The organism is Halorhabdus sp. CBA1104 (genome assembly GCF_009690625.1).
GTDB lineage: Archaea > Halobacteriota > Halobacteria > Halobacteriales > Haloarculaceae > Halorhabdus.
In genome coordinates this window covers 2074953-2095772 of sequence record NZ_CP033878.1, presented here as the reverse complement: position 1 = coordinate 2095772, position 20820 = coordinate 2074953, and the positions used below count along the sequence as shown (strand labels likewise).

Below are 20820 nucleotides of genomic sequence, written 5' to 3'. Positions count from 1 at the left end.
AAAATTTCGACAAATACTGCTGTTTCGCTGTCTTCGGTAAGGGCCTCGCTCCTCAGACTGACACAGCGCTACAGCGCTTCCCGGTACGCCTCAAGCGCCTCCTCGATGTCGTCCTCAGTATGAGCGGCAGAGACGAACTGTGATTCAAACTGATTCGGGGTCAGGAACACGCCCTCCTCCTTCATCGCGGGCCAGAACAACCGTTCCCAGCGCTCGTCCTCGGCGCGATCAACGTCCGCGCCGTCTTTCGGACAGGTCCCGTAGCTCGGACAGGATTCGCGCTGGCGACAGCCCGACCCGCAGTGATTCTCGCCATTCTCGCCGTCCCGGGTGAAGATCACCTTGAACATCGAGTCCGACCCGACGACGGTGTACTCCGGCGCGCGATCGGCGACGATCTCGGTCAGCCCCTCGCGCATCTGCTGGCCGAGGTCGTTGACGTGCTCCCAGACGTCGTTCTCGGCGGCGTACCGGAGCGTCTCCAGGCCAGCGGCCATCGTGACTGGGTGGCCCGAGAACGTCCCGGACTGGAAGACATCGCCCGCGGGGGTGAACTGTTCGATGATCTCCGCCTTCCCGCCGATCGCGCCGACGGGGAACCCGCCGCCGACGATCTTCCCGAACGTGGTCACGTCGGGTTCGATCCCGAACTTGCCCTGGGCACATTGGGGCCCACCCACGCGGAAGCCCGTGATCACTTCGTCGAAGATAAGCAGGGAGCCGTAGTCATCACAGAGGTCCCGGAGTGTGTCGTGGTATCCCTCGACGGGATGAACGATGCCGTGATTTCCCAGGATCGGTTCGGTCAGGACGGCTGCGATCTCGTCGCCGTGGTTCTCGAAGACGGCCTCGACGTATTCCTCGTCGTTGAACGGGACCGTGATCGTGTGTTCGGCGAAGCTCTCGGGAATCCCGGGACTCGACGGTTGGGTGTGACAGCCCTCGCCCTCGACGAGGGTCGACTCCTGAGCCCCGTGGTAGGAGCCTTGCATGATGACGATCTTGTCCCGGCCAGTGTACCCGCGGGCCAGCCGGACCGCCGAGACAGTGGCCTCGGTCCCGCTGTTGACGAACCGGACCATTTCGACGCTGGGAACGTGGCGAGCGACGAATTCGGCGAGTTCGACCTCGACCTCGGTGGGCGCGCCGTACATCGGCCCTTCGGCGGCCCGCTGCTGGATGGCCGACTGGACTGGTTCTGGCAGGTCGTGGCCCAGCAGGAGCGGGCCATATCCCATCACGAAGTCGAGATAGCGATTGCCGTCGGCGTCGATGACGTGGCCGCCGTCGCCGCGCTCGACGAAGAACGGATAGGGCTGGATCGCCCGGACCGAGGAGTTGACCCCGCCCGGGGCGACCGACAGCGCGCGATCGTACAGGTCCCGTGAGCGATCGTGGTTCATGGGCGGCGGTTCGGCCGGCAGTCGAAAGTACTTGACGACGAACGCGCACCGATCGTTCGCGGGGTGCCCGTGGCTTTACTGTGCCTGCCGTCGCCGTTCACGTATGCACGATCTCACCCACCCGATCGAGACCGGAATGCAGACCTATCCCGGCGATCCACCCGTCAGCGTCGAGCCGGTCGCCACCCACGAGGAAGATGGCTACCGCGAGTCCGGTCTCTCTTTGGGCTCACACACTGGCACGCACGTCGACGCCCCGGCCCACATCGTCCCCGGCGGTCGCACGCTCGACGAATTCGACCCCCAATCGTTCGTCCGGACCGCCCGCCGGGTCGACTGCCGGGATGTCGAGGCCCGCGGGGCGATCCCGGCCGATCGCGTGCCGAAAGTCGAATCGGCAGTCGACTGTCTCGTCTTCTGGACCGGCTGGGACGACCACTGGAACACCGACCGCTACCTCGATCACCCGTCTCTCTCGCCAGCGGCCGCCGAACGCTGTGCCGACCAGGACCTGGCGGTCGCACTCGATACGCTCAATCCCGATCCGACACCCAGCGACGGGGCCAGCGATGCCGAGCCCGAGGGTTTCCCGGCCCATCACGCACTGCTGGGATCGGGGCTGTTGCTCTTCGAGAATTTGCGGAACCTCGGGGCCGTCGACACGCGGTTCGAACTCCGGGCGCTTCCGCTCAAAATCGACGGCGATGGCGCGCCCGTTCGGGCTGTCGGAGTCGATCGCTCCTGATCGGGAGAAATCAGCGGCATCTCACGTCCGTGGGTCACGATCGGCATGCTCGTGTGCGGTTCCGATGAGCCACCCACCGAAGACGATCGTCCAGCACTGAATCGGGAGACTCACCACCCGTTCGAGCCCGCCGCGTCCGAGTGGCGTCTCCCCACCGAGTACCAGAAAGGCCAGCAGTGCCACCAGCGCGCTCGCACCGAACAGGACCGATAGCCAGCGAATCGCGCCTCGTGTCTCCCAGGCCGCAAAGAGGGCCGTCAGACCGCCACCGGCGAAGGCAACCAGTGCGGCGATGGCGTGTGGACCACCGACGTCCAACGGAAACACGGCGACCCCGACGACACCGGTCCCCGTTATCACGAGTGCACTCGCCAGCCGTCGGCCGAGTTCCGATCGAGCCACGGTACCGGCCAAAACCACAAGCACGCCGGAAAGTGCCATCGCCAGCGTAAACACCGCCGCGGCAGGCTGGAACCGTTCCCCCGACGGCCCGGTCGCCCCGAGTTCGCTGATCGTCTGGGTGTGGATCGAGTAGTCGGGATACAGCGCTCCAGCAACCACGATGCCGACCGTGATGAGCGTCCCCGCGACAGCCAGCGCTTCACCAGCCAGTCGACGACGGCCAGCGCCGTCTAATCCGGAAAGCAATGCCACGGCCCAACGATGTCGGCCCATATTTGACGTGTATGATCAACTGCCAAAATATCGTCGACCGTTCGACGGCCACGGCCAAGCGCCCACCCGGATCGACTGGGTGATTCAATCGGCCGAGTCGCCCAATCGAATCGGCTCGCCCGCCCGAACGGTGTCCAGCACCACGTCGACGGTGACCGACCGGACCGTGGGATCGGTCAGCAGTTCGGCCACCTTCCCGTGCATGTCGTCGGTATCGCGGACGGTCCCGACCAGGATGCAGTCGTCCTCGCCGGTCACTTCGTATGCCGAACGAACCCAGGGATAGTCCCCGAGCGTCTCGCCGACGGTTTCGGTCGACTCGCCGACCCGTAGTCGGACGACGGCGGTCACGTCGTACCCGAGTTCGTCGTAATCGACCTGGGCAGTGTAGCCTTCGATGACGCCGGCGTCTTCGAGGGCTTCGATCCGACGATCGGCCGTCTCGACGGCGACACCCGCCTCGCTGGCGAGTGCCTGGATCGACGCCCGACCGTCCGCCATGAGGGCATCGACGAGCGCGCGATCGGTGTCGTCTATGTCCATGTCGTCCCCGTGTTCTCAGACTGCTTCGGGGCCGCTCTCGCCGGTGCGGACCTGCACGGCGTCCTCGACGGGGAGGACGAATATCTTCCCGTCGCCTTTCTCGCCGGTGTGGGCCGCCTCCCGGATCGCCTCAACCACGTCCTCGGCAGGGACTTCGGAGACGACACACTCGATTTTGACCTTCTGGAGCAGGTCGACCACGTACTCTTCGCCGCGCCACTGGCCCTTCTTTGCGGCCTGGGAGCCCCGGCCAGACACCTGGGTTACCGTCAGCGAGGGGGCTCCGATCTCCGCTAAGGCCTGTTTGACGGCCCCCAGGCGATCGGGCCGTATCATCGCCATAATCAGCTTGATGTCGTCGTCACTCATTCGTGTTCACCTCCGTTGGGCGAGCGACCGCCGTCGGTCCGGACTTTGCCCCCGTCGGGACTGACAGTCGGGCCGCTCCCGATCGAACCGGGTTCGCCGCCGACGAACTCTGGGTAGACCGTGACGCCGTGTTCGCCCTCGTCGAGGCCGACGGTCTCCTCTTCGTCGGTGACTCGAAGGCCGAACAGCAGGTCGGCGAGGCCGAAGGCGATCACGCTGCCGATCACGGCCCAGAGGCCGATCACGACCACGCCAACGATCTGCATCACGAGCTGCGTGCCCGAGAACCCGGCCGTCGCAAAGACCGGGATCAGCGCCGTGCCGAGGCCGCCGGCCATGCCGTGGACGGCGAAGACGCCACACACGTCGTCGATCTTGAGCGTGTCGACGGTGAACCGGAACGTCGGCAGCACGAGTGCCCCGGCCAGCAGGCCGAGGATGAGGCCGCCCCACCACTCGACGTGGGGGACCGCGCCGGTGACGGCGACGAGTCCGGCCAGCAGCCCGTTTGCGGTCCACAGCGGATCCGGCTTGCCCTGCCAGTACGACGAGACTGCCATCGCAGCGATTCCACCGCCGCCCATGCCGAGCGTGGTGTTCAGCGCGACGCGGCCGAGTTTGGCACTCAGCAGTTCGCCGCTGGCGTTGAAGATCGACGACGTCCCGACGTTGAACCCGTACCAGCCAAAGGCCAGGATCAGCGTCCCGAGAACGGCAAGCAGCATCGAGTGGCCGGGGATCGGCTGGCTGTTGCCGTGCTCATCGTAGCGGCCCTTGCGGGGACCGACCATGTACGCGCCCACGAGCCCGGCGATCCCGCCGAGCATGTGAACGACCGTTGCACCGGCGAAGTCCTGGTAGCCGGCGCCGATCGCTTCACCGAGGAACCCGCCCGAGGCCAGCAAGCCATCCCACCACGCGAACGCCTCGCTGACGGGGTAGATGAACGCGGTCATCACGAAGGCGACGACGACGTAGGCCCTGAAGTCCATCCGCTCGGCGACCGCGCCGGAGACGATCGTCGCCGCCGTCATCGCGAAGACGGCACCGACCAGCCAGGTGACCCAGCCGCCGGGGCTGCCCCAGTAGGCGAAGGCGGCACCGACGTCGATGCCGCCGCCGCTGGTCGCCGGGCCGACGATCCCGGCGATCCCGTACCCCAACAGGAAGTACGCGATCACGCCCAGCGTCCAGTCGGTCATGTTCTTCATCAGGACGTTCCCGACGTTTTTGGCCCGCACCTGTCCGGCCTCAAGCAGCGCGAACCCGGGCTGCATGAAGAAGATGAGAAACGCCACCGTCAACGCCCACACCATGTTGATGCCGCTGGCTATCTCACCACCGACTGCCATCTACGACACCTCCATTTCAGCGTTCGACGCCATTTCTGCTATTCCGTCTGCTTTTCTGCCGTATTCAGCAACGTTCGTGGTTGCCATCTCGGTTCGGCCCCAGGAACAGATGGTATATAATTCCTTGGGTGAACGCGTTTTTATTTCGGAGGCATAATAGGACAAGTGTCCAAACTGCAATAGAATATTATCTGTATAAGGTTGTTGTTCGTCAAGTGGTCCCATCGAGTACTCCGGCGAACTGGACGATCGTCGAGTGGGGGAGCCATCGCTGTCGCGTTCAAGCGGGTCGAAACGGCGCGCGCGCCGGATCCAATCGAAAATGTGGGGGCCGAGCGTCGGGGTCGGCGATCAGAGCGCGTCGACGCCGCGGTCGCCGGTCCGGACTTGAATCGCGTTGCTGACCGGGAACACGAAGATCTTGCCGTCGCCTTTCTCGCCCGTGTGGGCACCCTCTTCGATCGCTTCGACGACGGTCTCGGTCTGGTCGCTCTCGACGACACACTCGACTTTGATCTTCTGATGGAGGTCGACGACGTACTCTTCGCCGCGCCACTGGCTCGTCTTGGCTGGCTGGGAACCGCGACCGGAAACCTGGGTGACCGTCAGCGACGGCGCGCCGGCTGCCGCCAGCGCGGCTTTGACCTCGCTCAACTTCTCCGGCCGGACGATCGCCATCACCAGTTCGAGGTCGGCGTCGGCATTCTCAGCTGCCATATCCCAAATCCCGGGCGGGCGCGTATAAATCTCCCTCCGAACGACGAACCGACCGGATCTCCCGGTGCGAGGATGACTGCCAGCGGAGGACGTCGGTGTCAGGCATCCTCGCACGCGAATCCACGCTATCCGAGCTCACGAGATCTCGACTGTGGTCAGGTTGTCGTCAAACCGCTGGATCGTACTCATGTCATCGTCGAACAGTTGGACGGACGCCAGTACGGCGTCGTCCGTCCCGTTCGCGTCGCTGACGGTCTCGGCCCTGACGATCACACACTTCCCATCTCTGAGTAATCTTGGGACGTCCTCGGAGAGCCTCACTTGTGCGCTTCCGGTACCGTCATCGACGGTGACGGTCGCGTTTCCGACGGCCGTCACGGTCCCCTTGATCTGGACGGATTCCTCGCCGGCTGACAGCGTCCCGATATCGTGCTCGCCTGGCCCACACGTCGGTTCCACGAACGGATAGGCCGCGCAGCCGGCAACCGCCGAAAACAGCACGACCGTTCCGAGAGCGACCACAGCACGTCTGGACCCGATACCGCACTCGAATTGCCCAGCAGCCATGTCAATCACGCTCCGACCCCCAGTTTCCCTCGGGGATAGTATAGCGGTCTTCAGTCGGTGACGGATCCGGACCGATCCCACCGCGCTCGCGAACGACGCTTCCGAGGCGTGCCCCGACGTAGGCGGGGACGAGGATAGGTACCGTCGCCACGCGGAAACCGACGGTCGCGACCCACCACAGCCAATACCCACCGGCGACCATCGCTCCCGCGACGAGTCCCATGATGAGCGCCTGACTGTAGCGTCCAGTGACGACGTGATAGCCCGCCGGGACCAGGACCCCAAGGAGCGCGATCGCGAGTGCGATCGCGACGATTGCACCGACGAGCCCTTTCGCAAATGCCCACTCGTACCCCGCGATCTCATCGTGGCCACCGTACGCGTTCGCCTCGTTCGGCCGCACGATCGGGAACGCGATCGCACCCACGAATGCGAACGCGAACGTCAGCGCACCTGCGTAGCCGAAAAACGCGAGCGGTACCGGTTGTCTGAACGACGCGACGACCGGAAGCTCGTACCGGAACAACTCGAGGATGTGTCCCGGACCGAAAAACGCCCAGCCGGCGAGGACGATGCCCAGGACGGCCCCGACCAGCATGCCGAACCGTTCGGCCGGGCCGCTCCCGTCGTCTCCCTCCCCGTCGAAACGGGTCGTCCCCGAATGGGAATTCGATCCGGAGTCCACTTGCGTCCCCAGGTCATCGTGGTTCGGACCGGGGGCCCGAGCAGTTCGGGTGGGAACGCTGATCGAGTACGCACGCCCCAGTAGCCGTCCACCCATACGTCGTAGCTCCAAACGTGTCTACATTAAAACATCGATTATCGTGAACGAACGTCACGCTCGGTCGACGGCCGATCGAGAATCGGTCCCTGGCATCACAGCCGCTCGGCCAGGTCCTCCGCGAAATACGTGAGAATGAGATCAGCACCCGCACGCTTGATCGACAGCAGCGACTCATAGGCCGTTGCCTCCAGATCGAGCCAGCCCTGCTCGCTCGCGGCGTGTACCATTGCGTACTCGCCGCTGACGTTGTAGGCCGCCACGGGATGGTCGAAGCGCTCCCGGACGTCTCTGACGATATCGAGGTACGGCAGTGCGGGTTTGACCATCAACACGTCGGCACCCTCCTCGACGTCCAGTTCGACCTCGCGCATGGCCTCGCGGGCGTTGGCGGGATCCATCTGGTAGTGGCGGCGGTCGCCGAAGGCGGGTGCGCCGTCGGCGGCATCCCTGAATGGGCCGTAGAAGGCCGACTCGTACTTGGCGGCGTAGCTCATGATCGGGACCTCGGTGTGGCCGGCCTCGTCCAGTTCCTCGCGGATCGCCCCGACCATGCCGTCCATCATCGCGGATGGGGCAACCATGTCCGCGCCCGCTTTGGCGTGTGAGACGGCTGTCCGGGCCAGCACGTCGAGGCTCGCGTCATTGTCGACCGTCAGCGTCGGCTCCCCGCGAGCGTCTGCTTCGAGGATCCCACAGTGGCCGTGGTCGGTGTACTCACAGAGACAGACGTCGGTGATGACGTAAGCATCCGTCTCCCGGGAAATCTTTCGGACTGCCTTCTGGACCACGCCGTCCTCGACCCAGGCACGGGATCCCTCGTCGTCTTTCGATTCGGGCACGCCAAAGACGATGACGGCCTCGACGCCCGTCTCGCGGATTTCTGCGACGCGCTCGGCGGCCGCACTGACGGGCACGCGCTCGTGGCCGGGCATCGTCTCGATGGGGCGGCGTTCGTCGGTCGTCGCGTCCACGAAGATGGGGGCGATCAGATCCGACGCCTCCAGGTCGGTCTCGCTGAGGAGGGGTCTGATCCCGTCGGTTCGGAGGCGGCGTGGCCGAGCAGACTGATTCATGGGCTATCGTAGCCGTCTCGGGGCCAAAGCCGTGACGCTTAGCCGGCGAGTTGTCGTCTATCACGTTCGCTCTCACCGTCCGCCTTCGATTGGCCGATGCGATACACGTGGTTTGCTTTCCCAGTAGCAGTTCCTCTCAACAGAATTATGCGTCGGCATTAACTCGGCACGTGCCAAATCAGCAACTATGAGCCTCGTTTGTGAGTTCGAACTACTCTCGTCGACCCTCCCCCTCACAGCGGTCGCCAGCGACCTCGAAACCGTGCTTCACGTCGACGACGTGATCTCTGGGACGAAGGCGGTCCCCGCGTTGGTGTTCTCGGTGACGGGTGTCGACCCCGACCGCCTCGAGGAGCGCCTGGATGAGCGGGCACTAATCCGTGAGTACGTCGCCCTCGAGTCAGCGTACGTCGAATCCAGATACCGGGTCAGGCTCGACGAGGATCCGACTGGCGTCTACACCCAACTCGTCGACCTCAGGACCCATCCGATCGGGGCGGTGGTAACCGGACGCGGGTGGAAAGTCAGTGCCCGTTTCGCGGACCGAAGCGACCTCGATGCGTTCCGCAACGCCTGTGGCGGAAGCGATGTCGAGTTTCGTCCGTTACGTCTCTTCGAGACCGAGGCCGATCCGGCCGACGACTACGGCCTGACCAGGCCCCAACACGAGGCGCTTCTCGTTGCCGCTCGGATGGGCTACTTCGACGTGCCGCGAAACGCGACGCTCTCGGATCTCGCCGACGAACTCGATTCGACGACATCGGCCCTTTCAGAGCGGCTACGGCGGGGACAACGCCAGTTGGTCGAACGGACGATCGCCGGGTCTGCCTGAGAATCGACGAGAGATCCGATGGATAAGCAGCAGGATATATCCTGCAAACTGTTAGCACCGGGGCGGTCGTAGTACCATGTGTGTAGAGCCGACGGACGATGCGAGTTGTGATCCGTCGCCATCGAACACGAGGGACCAGCTATGATCGCACTACTGAGGATCGACCCGAGCATCGCACGCAGAACCGCGAGTGACGTGCTGGAGGGAGACCGATGACCGTCCGGAAACGTCCCCGCAAGCCCCGGGCCAGCGAGCGTGTGGCCCACTTCGCGGGCGGCGGTATCGCTGGACTCGCCGGGGCCGCCTTCCTGATCCGGGACGGCAACGTCCCTGGCGAGAACATTCACGTCTACGAGACACTCGACGTGATGGGCGGCGCGATGGACGGTGCTGGCGATCCCGAGGAGGGGTACGTCATCCGGGGCGGGCGGATGTTCAACTTCCCCGCCTACGAGTGCACTTGGGACCTCTTCCGGACGATTCCCTCCCTGGAAGACCCCGATCGCTCCGTCAAAGAGGAGATGAACGAGTTCAACCGGATCCACGAGTCCTACGCCGAGACGCGGCTGATGTCGGGCAGTCGCCGGATCGACGCCTCCCGGTACGAACTTGACACGCGGGATCGACTCGCGTTGGCCCGCCTGCTTGCGACGCCCGAGGAGCGCTTGGGCGACACCCGGATCGAGGAGTGGTTCCGCGAGGAGTTCTTCGAGACGAACTTCTGGTACGTCTGGGCGACTATCTTCGCCTTCCAGCCCTGGCACAGCGTCGCCGAGGTGCGCCGGTACATGTACCGCTTCTTCCACGAGTTCCCCCGCCTGCACACCATGGAGGGCATCGACCGGACGAAGTACAACCAGTACGACTCGATGATCCTCCCGCTCCGGCGGTGGCTCGACGACCACGACGTGAACTTCCACTACGACACCGAGGTGACCGACATGGACATCGTCACCTCGCGTGAGGGCCGGACGGTAGAGCGCATCCACGTGGAGACCGACGACGGCCACGAAACCGTCGGCGTCGATCCGACGGACATGGTGTTCGTCACGAACGGCTCGATGACCGACGGGTCCGACCTCGGGGCGATGGACGAGGCCCCCGAAACCAACCAGACCGGGGCGTCCTGGGAGCTCTGGCGAAATCTCGCCGAGGACAATCCACAGTTCGGGAATCCCGAGGTGTTCGCCGGCAACGTTCAGGAGACCAAGTGGGAGTCGTTTACGGTCACGTTGCACAACACCGACCTGTTTGATCATATCGTGGAGTTCACACAGGAAGAGCCCGGCAACGGGCTGGTGACCTACGTCGACTCGAACTGGCTCCTGTCGACCGTCGTCGCCGCCCAACCGCACTTCGCGAACCAGCCCGACGACGTGACGGTCTTCTGGGGCTACGCGTTGTTCCCCGACCGGAAGGGCAACTACGTCGAGAAGAAGATGTCCGAGTGTACCGGCCGGGAGATCCTCGAAGAACTATGCTACCACCTCGACTGCGAGGACCGACTCCCGGAGATCCTCGAGGACGTCAACTGTATCCCCTGTATGATGCCGTTCATCACGGCACACTTCCAGCCCCGGACCCCTGGCGACCGGCCGAAGGTCGTCCCCGACGGCTCGAACAACCTCGCCTTTCTCGGACAATACGCTGAGATGGACCGTGACGTGGTGTTCACCGTCGAGTACTCGGTTCGTTCGGCGATGACTGCCGTCTACGAGTTCCTCGACCTGGACGAAGACGAAATCCCGCCGATCAGCAAACACTACCGCGACCCCACGGTGCTGGCAGACGGACTCAAAGCCGCCTATCGGTGAACCGCCTCGGGGACAGCGACTGCCGTTCGGCAGGCCAGACAAGAGTGGGGTGAGCTCGGTCAACAGCCGAATATTTCGGGATTGAACAGCAAGAGGCTCTCTCCTGTCGCACCCATAGCTTCTCCAGGTGGGACCTTCCGGGTGCTCGTCTCTAGAAGGACCCCTCGAAATCCTCGTGAGTGAACGGCAGAGCGTCTTCACCAGTGCCTGGAACGTCGACTCCGTGATGGCAGCGTTATTTCTGTCCCGGCAGCGAAATGTGGATCATGGAGTTCCGTGACGATGTCCTCGTTATCGATAAGCCACCGAACGATCTCGACCGGCTTGTTCTCGAGGTGACTGACGTTCTCGAGGACTGTGGAGTGGAGTACGCTGTTGTCAGCGGCTACGTCACAGTGTTGCTGGGTCGTTCGAGGGCGACAGAAGACATCGACGTGATCGTGTCACCGTTTGACGAGCCGACCGCCGGAGAACTGGCGGATCGACTCCTCGATGCGGGCTTTTGGGGACCGAACACGCCGCTGGCGGCGATGTACAGCACGCTCGCCGACGAGTTGCCGGTACGGATCGCTCGAGACGGCGACCTCGTGCCGAACGTCGAACTGAAATTCGCCACGGACCAGTACGACCGAACGTCGATCGCTGAAACTGTCACGGTCGAGTTCGAGGACGATACGCTGACGATCGGTGCGCTCGAACTACAGATTGCCTACAAACTCCGGCTCGGCACGGAGAAAGACTTCGAGGACGCGTTGCATCTCTACGAGACGACCAAGGGCAGCCTTAACATCCGCCGTCTCGAAGAACACGTCGAAGACTTAGACGTCGAAAACGCATATGACCGACTCAGAGACGCTTAAAGACAAACACGAGCGCAATCGTGAGCGTCGCTACGAACAGATCAAGCGCTGGGCTGCGTACGTTCGAACCCATCCCGACGAAGACTGGGGCAGACAGGTCAACACGCTCGTCGACGCTCAGCTAGAATCCGCACGTCACGCTTCGACAGCACGAGTCGACCGAGAGGATGCGAACGGTCGAGAGTGACCGATCGCGAAGCAGGCGAGCAAGTGGGCGTATACTCGCGACGTGTCACCACTGCCCGTCGAATTCCTCGTGAGTGAACGGCAGGGCATCCTCGCCGGCGTAGCTGGCGACCAGGTGACCGTCGCCTTCGAGGTAGTACTTGTAGGTTGTCAGCCCTTCCAGGCCGACAGGGCCGCGAGCGTGGATTTTGCCCGTCGAGATACCGACTTCGGCGCCGAGGCCGTAGCGATACCCGTCGGCAAAGCGCGTCGAGGCGTTGTGGAAGACGCTGGCGGCGTCGATTGCGGTCATGAATTTTCGAGCCGCTTTCTGGTCCTCGGTCAGAATCGACTCGGTGTGTTTCGAGCCGTTCGCGTTGATGTGATCGATCGCCGCCGTCAGGGAGTCGACGACCTTGATCGCGAGGATCAGGTCGCCGTACTCGGTTCGCCAGTCCTCGTCGGTGGCTTCCTCAACATCGAAGCCGGCAAGGATCTCCCGCGTGCGCTTGTCGCCCCGCAGTTCGACACCGGCCTCGGCGTAGCGATCAGCGACCGCGGGCAGGAACTCCCTGGCGACGTCCTCGTGGACCAGCAGCGTCTCGACGGCGTTACAGACGGCAGGATACTGGACCTTCGCGTCGTAGGCGACCTCGACGGCCTCCGCTAAGTCGGCCTCGTTGTCGACGAAGACGTGACAGACGCCCTCGGTGTGGCCCAGGACGGGAATCTGCGTGTTGTCCTGGACGTAACTGACGAAATCCGAGGAACCCCGGGGCATCAGCAGGTCGATATGGTCGTCCATTTCGAGAACGGTATCGACAGCCTCGCGGGCCTCGATCAACTGAACCCAGCCGTCCGGGATGGCCTCGACTTCCTGGGCGGCTTCGCGGATGATCTCGAACAGTTCGCGGTTGGAGTGGCTGGCCTCGCTGCCGCCCTTGAGGATGACTGCGTTGCCCGACTTCAGTGCGAGGGCGGCGATCTGGACCAGTGCGTCCGGTCGAGACTCGAAGACGGTGCCGATGACCCCGATCGGGACTGCCACCTTGTAGAGGTCCAGATCGTCGTCGAGATGGCGCGCTTCGAGGGTCTCGCCCAGCGGGTCGTCCATCGCGGCGACGCTGTCGACCATCTCGACGATGGAGTCGACCTTGGCGTCGTCGACTTTCAGTCGATCGACCAACGCCTGGGTGTACTCGCCGGCTTCGAGCAGTTCCTCGGCGGTCGTGACGTCTTCGTCGTTGACCGCGATGACCGCTTCGCGGTGCTCGTCGATGGCGTCGGCGATCGCCGCCAGGGCGGCGTTGCGGTCGGCGTCGTCGACGTTTGCGAGTTCGAGTGCCGCTTTTTCGGCGGCCTCGACCTTGCGTTCGGTGTCTCCGTCAGTCATCGTAGGCCCCGTTGACAGGCAGGAATATTGTGCCCACCGGTTCACCTTCGGCGATCCGTTCGAGGACGTTTGGCTCGGCCGATCCCGCGATCACGGCCGGGCTGCCGTGTTCGTTGACCGACCGCGCGCCCTCGACTTTGGTCGTGATCCCGCCAAAGCCATCACTGGAACTCTGCTGGACGATCTGCTGGATCGCGCCGTAATTTGTCCCCACGGCCTCGATCTTCTGTGCTTCCGGATCGTCTTTCGGGTTGCCCGTGTAGACTCCATCGACGTCCGTCAGCGTCACCAGCAGGTCCGCGTCGATGCCGACCGCGATCGACGACGAAAGCATGTCGTTGTCGCCGATCTGGATTTCCTCGATAGCGATGGCGTCGTTCTCGTTGACGATCGGGACGACACCCCAATCAAGGAGGGTCTCGATCGTGTTGTGGAAGTTGGTGAACCGCTCGGGATCGTCGAGATCGGCCTGCGTGACCAGGATCTGGGCAACCTTGCGGTCGTAGCGCTCGAAACTCTCCGTGTACCGGCGCATCAGGTGGCTCTGGCCGACCGTCGAGAGTGCCTGGGAGGCCTCGACGGTATCGGTCTCGGATTCGACTCGCCCCTGGCCGGCCCCGATCGCTCCCGAGGAGACGAGGATGGCCTCTTTGTCGTGTTCGAGGAGGTCCACCACGTCGTCGACCAGTTTGTCGAGTTTGGCGTCGTCGAGGTTCGAGTTGTCGTCCGTCAGGGAGTTGGTTCCGGCCTTGACGACCACGCGTTTTGCACCCGCGGCCTGCTCGCGGGCACGTTCGATCGTCTCTGCTGCAAGGGGTTCCGTTTCAGTCATCGTCGACCTCGCTGGTGATCTCCGCCGACCAGCGCTCGGCGGTTGCGCAATCGTCAGTGCCGTCCCGTGTGTAGGATGTCTGCCCACTTTGGTGATCGATCAGAGTGGCGTGTCTCATTGTAGTGTGCCAAATGGGCGACGGACAAACCTACTACGATCCGTAACGAGTTCGGTCGGTACACTACAACCATCTCCAACGTGGATTTCGTATATCGCTCACGCGCAGATTCATATGGAGAATAATACAATCAGAGAATAGATACCGAGTATGGATTATAGAGTATCAAATAGTGTCGTCACTGTACTCTCCGTGGGCGTTATGGGATGGAGCCTCCTGTGGCTTGGCCAACTACTATTCGGGGTTGTGGTCGTCGCCGGTTTGACAACGACATATACCAGGTGGCGACAACAAAAACCCGCGGAGGCAGGTTTACTCGTGGCCCTCTGGAGTTTGATTGCGGTCGCTGCTTGGACAAGCAATCTACGCCTCATCGTCGGATCGGTCACAATAGCGGCAATTGTTTACGCAGCGTGGTCACTATGACGAATATCGGTATTTGAGGCTGTCCATGCCCCTCTGCGAACGCGTCCGAGAATGTGGCCCACCGAGACCCATCCACCCAGAACTGGTTTCAGTTCATCTTCTACACCCAAGCGAAGCGTCATTCCAACGCAGTCTCTCTCCACGACGGGGGTCAAGTTCCGCTGGTGAGTAGCGATTCGAGTGAACCTGTGGCCCCCATCAACTCACTCATCGCCGACCTCGCTGGTGATCTCCGCCGATCGCTCTTTGGTGGCGGCCACCGTCTCGCCGAGGACGGCTTCGACGTCGCTGTCCCACAGCACCTCCATGCCCTCGATCGTCGTGCCGCCTTCCGTCGCGACGGCGTCGATCAACTCGTCGACGCCCGTCTCGCTCTGGAGGACGGTCTCGGCGGCCCCTTTGAACGTCTGTGCCGCGAGGGCGTGGGCGGCGTCAGGATCGAGCCCACCGTCGATGCCCGCCTCGGCCATCGCACCGATCAGGTAGAAGACGAAGGCCGGCCCGCTGCCGTTGATCGCCGTCGCGAGATCCATGTGGGCCTCGTCGATGGGCACCCACGTCCCCAGGTCATCGAGCAACGTGGCGACGTTCGCTCCCGGCTCGGGCGAGACTGCTGCGGCCATCTCGCCGTACTCGGCCGCCACATTGGGCATCATCCGGACGACTGTGGCCTCCGTTCGTGCGTCGAGGAACGCCGTCGAAATCCCTGCTGCCACCGAGACGACGGTCTGGTCGGTACCGAGAGACAGGTCCCCCAGGAGAGCCCCAACGATATCCGGCTCGATGGCGAGGACGACGACCGGAGCCTCGGCCGCCTCCGTGAGGTCGGTCGTCGTCTCCTCGGCGACTCCGGCTAGCTCTTCAAGCGCCGATTCCTCGACGTCGCAGGCCGTCACCCGGTGCTCGCTGTCGGCGAGCCCACGGACGATCGCCCCGCCCATGTGGCCACAGCCGATGACGCTCACGTGAACCATTTCTTGTCTTCTCTGGGGCACTGAGCGATATACCGATGGCGATTCCCTCTGAACAGCGACCGGCCGCCAAGCACTGACTGTGACATCCGTCGGCAGTCCCGACGAGCCGGTGTCGGTTGCGTGTCTCCGGCGTCGTGGTGCAACCGCCTAGGCAGTGTCCGCGTCGCTTTCCTCGGCAATTGCCCACCGCTTGACGTTTTGACCGGAGCGACCGAAGACGGCGTCTCGAAGCCCCTGCTCGTCGAGTTGCTCGTCTAAAACCCGATCGAGTCGGTTGACGCTGGTCATGTCCAGCCCGTAGCTGTCGATCAACTGCCGGTATCGCTCGTCGTCGGTGATCGACTGGAAGTGATCGTACAGCGAGGCCATCTCGTCGGGCGTCAGTGCGGCGAGTCGCTCGGGGTCGTCCAGGCCGAGTGCCCCCTGGCGCTCGCTGTCGACGACGTGCTGGATGACCACTAGAGCGACCTTGGGGATCGCTCGCTGGCTGCCAAACGCCGTGAGGTCGATCTCGGTCACGATGCCAAGCACGCGATCGCGTTCCCAGGGCGTCAGATCCAGGGCGTTACACAGCGCGTGGGTGATCCGGGCCTTATCGAGGCGGTGCATCCGTTCGGCGTGGCCGGCCATGGCGGGATGTTGCTCGTTGTGGAGTCGCCGCAGTGAGTCATCGAGGTCGTCACCGGGGCGATCCGGGCGACCGATCGTGGTCGCACTGGGCGTCACCATGTCCCATTGCCGGATCAGTTCGTCCCGTCGGGCTTCCGCTCGCGACAGTGCCCCGTCGCCCGGCTCGGCGGAGACGTCTCGTTGCTTTCGCCACTCGCGACGCTCACGCTCGGCCGGTTCGGCGACCTGCCCACTGCTATCGACGCCCTCGCCGTTCATCGTCACCTAGTCGTCGCTACGAACAGTTGAATCCACGGGCTTTGGGCCCACCACTCACGAGTATTGCTCCCGGAGAAACCCCGTCTATATCTTCACCTTGTAACCAGAACCACTTAAAGAGATGCGGGCAACAACTCGGGTGAAGCTCGGTCGGGAGAGCGGATTGTCCAGGTATTCAGTCGTATTTGGGCTCTCGTCGCTCGGCTCGTTGTAGTGCCGTCTGGACGACATCCCGGACGTCACCGTGGAAGACACCGCCGTGACCGCTATACATGTGTTCGACTCCCGCTGGTAGCCGATCGAGGATCTCGCGAATGCTCTCGATAAGTCGCTCACGGGACTGGCCCGGCTTGTCCGTCCGCCCGAAACTGCCGTTCTCGAAGGCACCGTCGTCGTGGACCACGACGTCACCCGAGAACAGCGCCGACTCACTGACCAGCGAGACGTGATCGTCGGCGTGCCCGGGCGTGGCGATGACCTCGAACGACTCGTCGCCGATCTGGAGCGTGTCGCCGTCTGCGAGCGCGTCCGTCCGGCGTGGATGCCCAGCCTCGGCGTACAGATCCGCGTCGAAGGCATCGAGGACCGCATCGAGTTCGGCAACGTGATCGCCGTGCTGGTGAGTGAGCACGACGGCGTCCACTGTGTCGGTATCGTTCCGGATCACGTCGACGACACCAGCCATCGCACCGGCATCGACGAGCGTCGGACGCTCGCCGGTCGCCAGGTAGGCGTTGGCGGTGAACGTCTCCGCGTCGGCTGTGACATTGTACACGTCCATAGACGAGCGTGGGGCCAGCGCGCTGTTGAGTCTGACGGTGGTCTACGATGCGCTCTGTCGTGTCGCGTTAGCATGGAACGTGGAGTGTGCGTGTGATTTTTCACCACGAACGTCATAGCATCACACGATATGGGGTTCGGGAGTTACGACGAATCCGAACAGGAGAACCAGGACCTCGATGCCGATTTCGACGATGATGAAGGGGTTAACGCCGCGGAAAACACACACAACGGTGACGTCGAATTCGAGTTTACCGCCTCGAACGACGAACTGCTCGATAAGTTATCCGACATCAAGGAGAACACGTAACGTGAGCAGCGTCGCCGTCTCCGGGACCGCCTTCGAGAGGCACCTTGTCGACTACTCGGGACAGTTCCTGTCGTGAAATCCGGCGTCCGTGTCCTCGGGATCGCCGAATCCTTCGTCGACGAGCAGTCGACGCTCTGTGGCGCAGTGGTCCGTGCGAGTCGTGTCGCCGACGGTTTCGTCTTCGGGCGGTGTACCGTCGGCGGGCGTGACGCGACCGCGGCCGTCCTCGGGATGGTCGATCGCTTAGACCGAGCGGACGTCCGCTCGCTTTTGCTCGCGGGGATCGCGCCCGCGTGGTTCAACTTCTTCGACCTGCCGCGGCTCCACGAGGAGACGGGGCTGCCTGTCGTTGCCGTCACCTTCGAGGACAGTTCGGGCCTCGAAGCGACGCTCCGTGAGGAATTCGACGGCGAAGCACTCGCCTGGCGGCTGGCCACCTACCGGGCACAACCGACACGAGAGTCCGTCAGTGTCAACGGCGAGACGGTCTTCGTCCGGCAGGTCGGCTGTGATCACGCGGAGGCCCGAGAACTCCTCGCCGCGTTTACGCCCGACGGCGGGCGACCCGAACCACTCCGAGTGGCTCGACTGGCCGCCAGAGCTGCCGACGAACGGTTCGAAGACGACAGCGGGAGTCGATCGAGAGACTAGAGCACACGGCTCGGGAGCGATAGCGACGCTTTTGCCGCCCCGCGCCCCAGACCCGGCTATGGAACACATGGACGGCCTCTCCGTGAGGGGGTGTCGACGCTGCGAGGCGCTCGTCGAGTCGCGCTCGCGGATCGTCGACGGCGTTGGCCCCGCCGACGCCGACTTGCTGTTGGTCGGTGAGGCCCCGGGCGAGCAGGAAGATCAGGGGGGCGAACCCTTTGTCGGCCGGAGCGGGGGCGTACTGGACGAGGGATTGCGGGACGCGGGACTCGCCCGCGCGGACGTACGCATCACTAACTGTCTGCGGTGTCGGCCACCGGAGAATCGCGATCCGACGACCGAAGAACTGGAGCATTGTCGACAGTACCTCGAACGCGAGATCGAGATCGTCGACCCCGAAGTGATCGTCACGCTGGGAAAAGTACCCGGCGAGCACCTGCTCGGGCGAGACGTTGCCGTCACCAACGAAGCCGGCTCGATAGAAGACGTCGAGATCAGAGGGACGACCCGGCGTGTGCTGGTGTGTGTTCATCCTGCCGCGACGCTGTACGATCGGAGTCAGCGCGAAACCTTCGACGCGACCATCCAGCAAGCGAGCGACCTGGCCGGCGACGGCGGGCAAGCGGAACTGGGCGACTTTTGACTCCATCCCGAGCAACGACGCCTCGGCTGGACTCGACGGAGGTTCGCGCGTGTAACTGCCACCACCTGTCACCCAAGGTGACGCCAGGCGTGGTCGAATCGCAGCGTCATCGCGGCTCCATGGTCCACGTCGTGGGACGGCGAGCGCCTCTGATACCGCTGGATTCCGTTCGTCCACAACCCGGTACAGGCCACCTGACGGCAGCCCAATCGGCCCTGGATGACGATCGCGGTTTCCTTTAAGTGGTTCTGGTTACAAGGTGAAGATGTAGACGGGGTTTCTCCGGGACACTTCGCTGAAAGCGGCTGTGCCGTCAGTCAGCAGCCGTGGCGACGGCCAGAACGATACGGTTTTGGGACGCCACCGAGAATCCGCGTCCATGTTACCACGCCAGTACATTCGCGAGCACCCTGAAGACGTCCGGAAGATGCTCGCGGCCCGCGGCGTCACTGACGTCGATCTCGATGCCATCCTGGAGATCGACGAGGAGTGGCGCGAGTTGAAGGCCCGCGGCGACGACCTCAGACACGAGCGCAACGAAGTCTCTTCGAAGATCGGCCAGCTCAAACAGGACGGCGACGACGAGGCTGCCCAGGACGCTATCGAGCGCTCCCAGGAACTCAAGACCGAACTTCAAGACGTCGAGGAACGCGCCGACGAACTCGAGCGCGAGCTGGAACAGCGCCTCCTCGAAATTCCGAATATCCCACAGGACGACGTTCCCGAGGGTGACGACGAGAGCGATAACGTCGAAGTCCGCCGCTGGGGCTTCGATGAGCGCCGAGATCTCCCCGAGAACGTGGCCCCACACTACGACCTTGGCGAGGAACTTGACATCTTAGACTTCGAACGCGGCGCGAAAGTCTCGGGCGGCGGCTTCTACTTCTTGAAGGGCGAGGCTGCCCGGCTGGAACACGCCCTCATCCAGTTCATGCGTGATATCCACCGCGAGCAGGGGTACGAAGAGGTGTTTCCGCCGATCCCTGTTTCGAGTGAGTCGATGACAGGGACGGGTCAACTCCCCAAATTCGCCGACGACGCCTACAAACTCGAAGACGAGGACCTCTGGTTGTGTCCGACCGCCGAGGTGCCGGTGACGAACATGTATCGCGACGAGATCCTCCTCTCTGAGGATCTGCCGTTGAAACACCAGGCTTACACCCCGAACTTCCGCCAGGAAGCCGGCGAGCACGGCACCGAGACCCGTGGGATCGTTCGTGTCCACCAGTTCAACAAGGTGGAGTTGGTCAACTTCGTCGAACCCGACGACAGCGACGCACGTCTCGACGGATTGCTCGATGAAGCCGAAGCAGTCCTCCAGCGGTTGGGCCTCCCCTATCGCGTACTCGATCTCTGTACTGGTGATTTGACATTTGCGTCGGCCAAAACCTACGATATCGAGGTCTGGGCCCCCGGCGACGACATGGCGGAGGGTCCGGCGGAGGGCGGTCGCTGGCTCGAGGTCTCTTCGGCGTCGAACTTCGAGGACTTCCAGGCCCGCCGGGCCGGGCTACGCTACCGGCCAGAACGGCACGAATCGGCCGAGTATCTCCACACGCTGAACGCCTCCGGGGTCGCGCTGCCCCGCGTCTTGGTGGCGATTCTGGAGTACTATCAGAACGACGACGGCACCGTGACCGTCCCCGAGGCGTTACGCCCGTACATGGACGGCCAAGCACGCATCGAAGGCTCGGAGAAAGTCGGCGAAAGTGCCCTCGGTGCCGGCGACCGGGACTGAACGACTGACTCGATTCCGTCGCCCTCAAAGTTTCTATCTGGCACTTCGAAGCAGGTAGCTGTACTCTTTGGTCAAAACCTACGTATCGAACGGACAGAATCGCGTTGCTTTGCGTCGAGAGCGATTCGGGGGAGACGCCGGCTGGGCTGGGGGCCGATGGCCCGCTCG

Annotated in this window: 24 protein-coding genes; 9 read left to right on the top strand and 15 right to left on the bottom strand. The window is 63.5% G+C overall.

What is annotated here, in order from left to right:
• Window positions 1–68 precede the first annotated feature (68 nt).
• On the bottom strand, window positions 69–1403 hold the full coding sequence (locus tag Hrd1104_RS10550; RefSeq protein ID WP_154552724.1) for a glutamate-1-semialdehyde 2,1-aminomutase: 1335 nt from the start codon (window positions 1401–1403) through the stop codon (window positions 69–71).
• Window positions 1404–1506: 103 nt separating this feature from the next.
• Between Hrd1104_RS10550 and Hrd1104_RS10545 the strand changes: the two genes are divergently transcribed.
• The gene (locus Hrd1104_RS10545; RefSeq protein ID WP_154552723.1) at window positions 1507–2148 is read left to right on the top strand and encodes a cyclase family protein; all 642 of its coding nucleotides are present in this window, start codon (window positions 1507–1509) and stop codon (window positions 2146–2148) included.
• A gap of 21 nt (window positions 2149–2169) precedes the next feature.
• Here Hrd1104_RS10545 and Hrd1104_RS10540 read toward each other — a convergent pair whose 3' ends face one another.
• The 8 genes from Hrd1104_RS10540 to hemB all read right to left on the bottom strand — a co-directional run bounded on the left by Hrd1104_RS10540 (window position 2170) and on the right by hemB (window position 8228).
• Window positions 2170–2823 (bottom strand): DUF998 domain-containing protein, encoded by a 654-nt coding sequence (locus tag Hrd1104_RS10540; RefSeq protein ID WP_154552722.1) that lies wholly within the window; start codon window positions 2821–2823, stop codon window positions 2170–2172.
• 84 nt (window positions 2824–2907) lie between these two features.
• A complete protein-coding gene (locus tag Hrd1104_RS10535) occupies window positions 2908–3366 on the bottom strand; it encodes an Lrp/AsnC family transcriptional regulator (RefSeq protein WP_154552721.1) in 459 nt (152 codons plus the stop codon).
• A gap of 15 nt (window positions 3367–3381) precedes the next feature.
• Window positions 3382–3735 carry a P-II family nitrogen regulator gene (locus tag Hrd1104_RS10530; protein WP_154552720.1) on the bottom strand — a complete coding sequence of 118 codons (354 nt, stop codon included), beginning with the start codon at window positions 3733–3735 and terminating at the stop codon, window positions 3382–3384.
• Window positions 3732–5087 carry an ammonium transporter gene (locus Hrd1104_RS10525; RefSeq protein WP_154552719.1) on the bottom strand — a complete coding sequence of 452 codons (1356 nt, stop codon included), beginning with the start codon at window positions 5085–5087 and terminating at the stop codon, window positions 3732–3734. The genes Hrd1104_RS10530 and Hrd1104_RS10525 overlap by 4 nt, the downstream gene beginning before the upstream one ends.
• A gap of 351 nt (window positions 5088–5438) precedes the next feature.
• Window positions 5439–5804, bottom strand: a complete 366-nt coding sequence (locus Hrd1104_RS10520; protein WP_154552718.1) for a P-II family nitrogen regulator — start codon at window positions 5802–5804, stop codon at window positions 5439–5441.
• 135 nt (window positions 5805–5939) lie between these two features.
• The gene (locus Hrd1104_RS10515) at window positions 5940–6371 is read right to left on the bottom strand and encodes an OB-fold nucleic acid binding domain-containing protein (protein ID WP_154552717.1); all 432 of its coding nucleotides are present in this window, start codon (window positions 6369–6371) and stop codon (window positions 5940–5942) included.
• 1 nt (window position 6372) lies between these two features.
• The gene (locus tag Hrd1104_RS10510) at window positions 6373–7152 is read right to left on the bottom strand and encodes a hypothetical protein (protein WP_154552716.1); all 780 of its coding nucleotides are present in this window, start codon (window positions 7150–7152) and stop codon (window positions 6373–6375) included.
• A gap of 95 nt (window positions 7153–7247) precedes the next feature.
• The gene (gene hemB / locus Hrd1104_RS10505; RefSeq protein WP_154552715.1) at window positions 7248–8228 is read right to left on the bottom strand and encodes a porphobilinogen synthase; all 981 of its coding nucleotides are present in this window, start codon (window positions 8226–8228) and stop codon (window positions 7248–7250) included.
• A gap of 187 nt (window positions 8229–8415) precedes the next feature.
• On the opposite strand from hemB, the gene Hrd1104_RS10500 reads away from it, so the two are divergent.
• The 4 genes from Hrd1104_RS10500 (at window position 8416) to Hrd1104_RS10485 (ending at window position 11921) form a co-directional block, all read left to right on the top strand.
• Window positions 8416–9060 (top strand): helix-turn-helix domain-containing protein, encoded by a 645-nt coding sequence (locus tag Hrd1104_RS10500; RefSeq protein ID WP_154552714.1) that lies wholly within the window; start codon window positions 8416–8418, stop codon window positions 9058–9060.
• 212 nt (window positions 9061–9272) lie between these two features.
• Window positions 9273–10874 (top strand): oleate hydratase, encoded by a 1602-nt coding sequence (locus Hrd1104_RS10495; protein WP_154552713.1) that lies wholly within the window; start codon window positions 9273–9275, stop codon window positions 10872–10874.
• 266 nt (window positions 10875–11140) lie between these two features.
• The gene (locus Hrd1104_RS10490) at window positions 11141–11734 is read left to right on the top strand and encodes a hypothetical protein (protein ID WP_154552712.1); all 594 of its coding nucleotides are present in this window, start codon (window positions 11141–11143) and stop codon (window positions 11732–11734) included.
• Window positions 11712–11921, top strand: a complete 210-nt coding sequence (locus Hrd1104_RS10485) for a hypothetical protein (protein WP_154552711.1) — start codon at window positions 11712–11714, stop codon at window positions 11919–11921. Before Hrd1104_RS10490 ends, Hrd1104_RS10485 begins: the two co-directional genes overlap by 23 nt.
• Window positions 11922–11966: 45 nt before the next feature.
• Here the strand turns inward: Hrd1104_RS10485 and Hrd1104_RS10480 are convergent, their stop codons facing one another.
• The 6 genes from Hrd1104_RS10480 to Hrd1104_RS10460 all read right to left on the bottom strand — a co-directional run bounded on the left by Hrd1104_RS10480 (window position 11967) and on the right by Hrd1104_RS10460 (window position 17311).
• Entirely contained in the window at window positions 11967–13292 is a 1326-nt protein-coding gene (locus Hrd1104_RS10480) for a glutamate-5-semialdehyde dehydrogenase (protein WP_229770466.1), read from the bottom strand.
• Entirely contained in the window at window positions 13285–14124 is an 840-nt protein-coding gene (gene proB, locus Hrd1104_RS10475) for a glutamate 5-kinase (RefSeq protein ID WP_154552709.1), read from the bottom strand. Before proB ends, Hrd1104_RS10480 begins: the two co-directional genes overlap by 8 nt.
• Window positions 14117–14242 (bottom strand): hypothetical protein, encoded by a 126-nt coding sequence (locus tag Hrd1104_RS13490; protein WP_255470257.1) that lies wholly within the window; start codon window positions 14240–14242, stop codon window positions 14117–14119. The genes proB and Hrd1104_RS13490 overlap by 8 nt, the downstream gene beginning before the upstream one ends.
• A 629-nt stretch (window positions 14243–14871) precedes the next feature.
• A complete protein-coding gene (locus Hrd1104_RS10470; RefSeq protein WP_154552708.1) occupies window positions 14872–15642 on the bottom strand; it encodes a pyrroline-5-carboxylate reductase in 771 nt (256 codons plus the stop codon).
• A 147-nt stretch (window positions 15643–15789) separates the two neighbouring features.
• Complete coding sequence (locus Hrd1104_RS10465; protein WP_154552707.1) at window positions 15790–16530, bottom strand: DNA-directed RNA polymerase subunit epsilon; 741 nt, start codon at window positions 16528–16530, stop codon at window positions 15790–15792.
• Window positions 16531–16705: 175 nt separating this feature from the next.
• A complete protein-coding gene (locus Hrd1104_RS10460; RefSeq protein WP_154552706.1) occupies window positions 16706–17311 on the bottom strand; it encodes an MBL fold metallo-hydrolase in 606 nt (201 codons plus the stop codon).
• A gap of 129 nt (window positions 17312–17440) precedes the next feature.
• Here Hrd1104_RS10460 and Hrd1104_RS10455 point away from each other — a divergent pair, with 129 nt between their 5' ends.
• The 4 genes from Hrd1104_RS10455 (at window position 17441) to serS (ending at window position 20652) form a co-directional block, all read left to right on the top strand.
• Window positions 17441–17620, top strand: a complete 180-nt coding sequence (locus tag Hrd1104_RS10455) for a DUF5786 family protein (RefSeq protein ID WP_154552705.1) — start codon at window positions 17441–17443, stop codon at window positions 17618–17620.
• Between the two features lie 72 nt (window positions 17621–17692).
• Window positions 17693–18271: a DUF99 family protein gene (locus tag Hrd1104_RS10450; protein WP_154552704.1), complete on the top strand. Its 579-nt coding sequence runs from the start codon at window positions 17693–17695 to the stop codon at window positions 18269–18271.
• Between the two features lie 58 nt (window positions 18272–18329).
• Window positions 18330–18914: a uracil-DNA glycosylase family protein gene (locus tag Hrd1104_RS10445; protein ID WP_154552703.1), complete on the top strand. Its 585-nt coding sequence runs from the start codon at window positions 18330–18332 to the stop codon at window positions 18912–18914.
• A gap of 379 nt (window positions 18915–19293) precedes the next feature.
• Window positions 19294–20652: a serine--tRNA ligase gene (gene serS / locus Hrd1104_RS10440; protein ID WP_154552702.1), complete on the top strand. Its 1359-nt coding sequence runs from the start codon at window positions 19294–19296 to the stop codon at window positions 20650–20652.
• The last annotated feature ends 168 nt before the right edge of the window (window positions 20653–20820 follow it).

Coding starts and splice junctions, on each gene's coding strand:
- Hrd1104_RS10480 (WP_229770466.1), bottom strand. CDS start 13,292: ATGACTGACGGAGACACCGAACGCAAGGTCGAGGCCGCCGAAAAAGCG.
- Hrd1104_RS10455 (WP_154552705.1), top strand. CDS start 17,441: ATGGGGTTCGGGAGTTACGACGAATCCGAACAGGAGAACCAGGACCTC.
- Hrd1104_RS10485 (WP_154552711.1), top strand. CDS start 11,712: ATGACCGACTCAGAGACGCTTAAAGACAAACACGAGCGCAATCGTGAG.
- Hrd1104_RS10525 (WP_154552719.1), bottom strand. CDS start 5,087: ATGGCAGTCGGTGGTGAGATAGCCAGCGGCATCAACATGGTGTGGGCG.
- Hrd1104_RS10465 (WP_154552707.1), bottom strand. CDS start 16,530: ATGAACGGCGAGGGCGTCGATAGCAGTGGGCAGGTCGCCGAACCGGCC.
- Hrd1104_RS10445 (WP_154552703.1), top strand. CDS start 18,330: ATGGAACACATGGACGGCCTCTCCGTGAGGGGGTGTCGACGCTGCGAG.
- Hrd1104_RS10515 (WP_154552717.1), bottom strand. CDS start 6,371: ATGGCTGCTGGGCAATTCGAGTGCGGTATCGGGTCCAGACGTGCTGTG.
- Hrd1104_RS13490 (WP_255470257.1), bottom strand. CDS start 14,242: ATGAGACACGCCACTCTGATCGATCACCAAAGTGGGCAGACATCCTAC.
- Hrd1104_RS10460 (WP_154552706.1), bottom strand. CDS start 17,311: ATGGACGTGTACAATGTCACAGCCGACGCGGAGACGTTCACCGCCAAC.
- Hrd1104_RS10500 (WP_154552714.1), top strand. CDS start 8,416: ATGAGCCTCGTTTGTGAGTTCGAACTACTCTCGTCGACCCTCCCCCTC.
- Hrd1104_RS10550 (WP_154552724.1), bottom strand. CDS start 1,403: ATGAACCACGATCGCTCACGGGACCTGTACGATCGCGCGCTGTCGGTC.
- Hrd1104_RS10545 (WP_154552723.1), top strand. CDS start 1,507: ATGCACGATCTCACCCACCCGATCGAGACCGGAATGCAGACCTATCCC.
- Hrd1104_RS10510 (WP_154552716.1), bottom strand. CDS start 7,152: ATGGGTGGACGGCTACTGGGGCGTGCGTACTCGATCAGCGTTCCCACC.
- Hrd1104_RS10535 (WP_154552721.1), bottom strand. CDS start 3,366: ATGGACATAGACGACACCGATCGCGCGCTCGTCGATGCCCTCATGGCG.
- proB (WP_154552709.1), bottom strand. CDS start 14,124: ATGACTGAAACGGAACCCCTTGCAGCAGAGACGATCGAACGTGCCCGC.
- Hrd1104_RS10540 (WP_154552722.1), bottom strand. CDS start 2,823: ATGGGCCGACATCGTTGGGCCGTGGCATTGCTTTCCGGATTAGACGGC.
- Hrd1104_RS10495 (WP_154552713.1), top strand. CDS start 9,273: ATGACCGTCCGGAAACGTCCCCGCAAGCCCCGGGCCAGCGAGCGTGTG.
- Hrd1104_RS10530 (WP_154552720.1), bottom strand. CDS start 3,735: ATGAGTGACGACGACATCAAGCTGATTATGGCGATGATACGGCCCGAT.
- Hrd1104_RS10490 (WP_154552712.1), top strand. CDS start 11,141: ATGGAGTTCCGTGACGATGTCCTCGTTATCGATAAGCCACCGAACGAT.
- Hrd1104_RS10520 (WP_154552718.1), bottom strand. CDS start 5,804: ATGGCAGCTGAGAATGCCGACGCCGACCTCGAACTGGTGATGGCGATC.
- Hrd1104_RS10470 (WP_154552708.1), bottom strand. CDS start 15,642: ATGGTTCACGTGAGCGTCATCGGCTGTGGCCACATGGGCGGGGCGATC.
- hemB (WP_154552715.1), bottom strand. CDS start 8,228: ATGAATCAGTCTGCTCGGCCACGCCGCCTCCGAACCGACGGGATCAGA.
- serS (WP_154552702.1), top strand. CDS start 19,294: ATGTTACCACGCCAGTACATTCGCGAGCACCCTGAAGACGTCCGGAAG.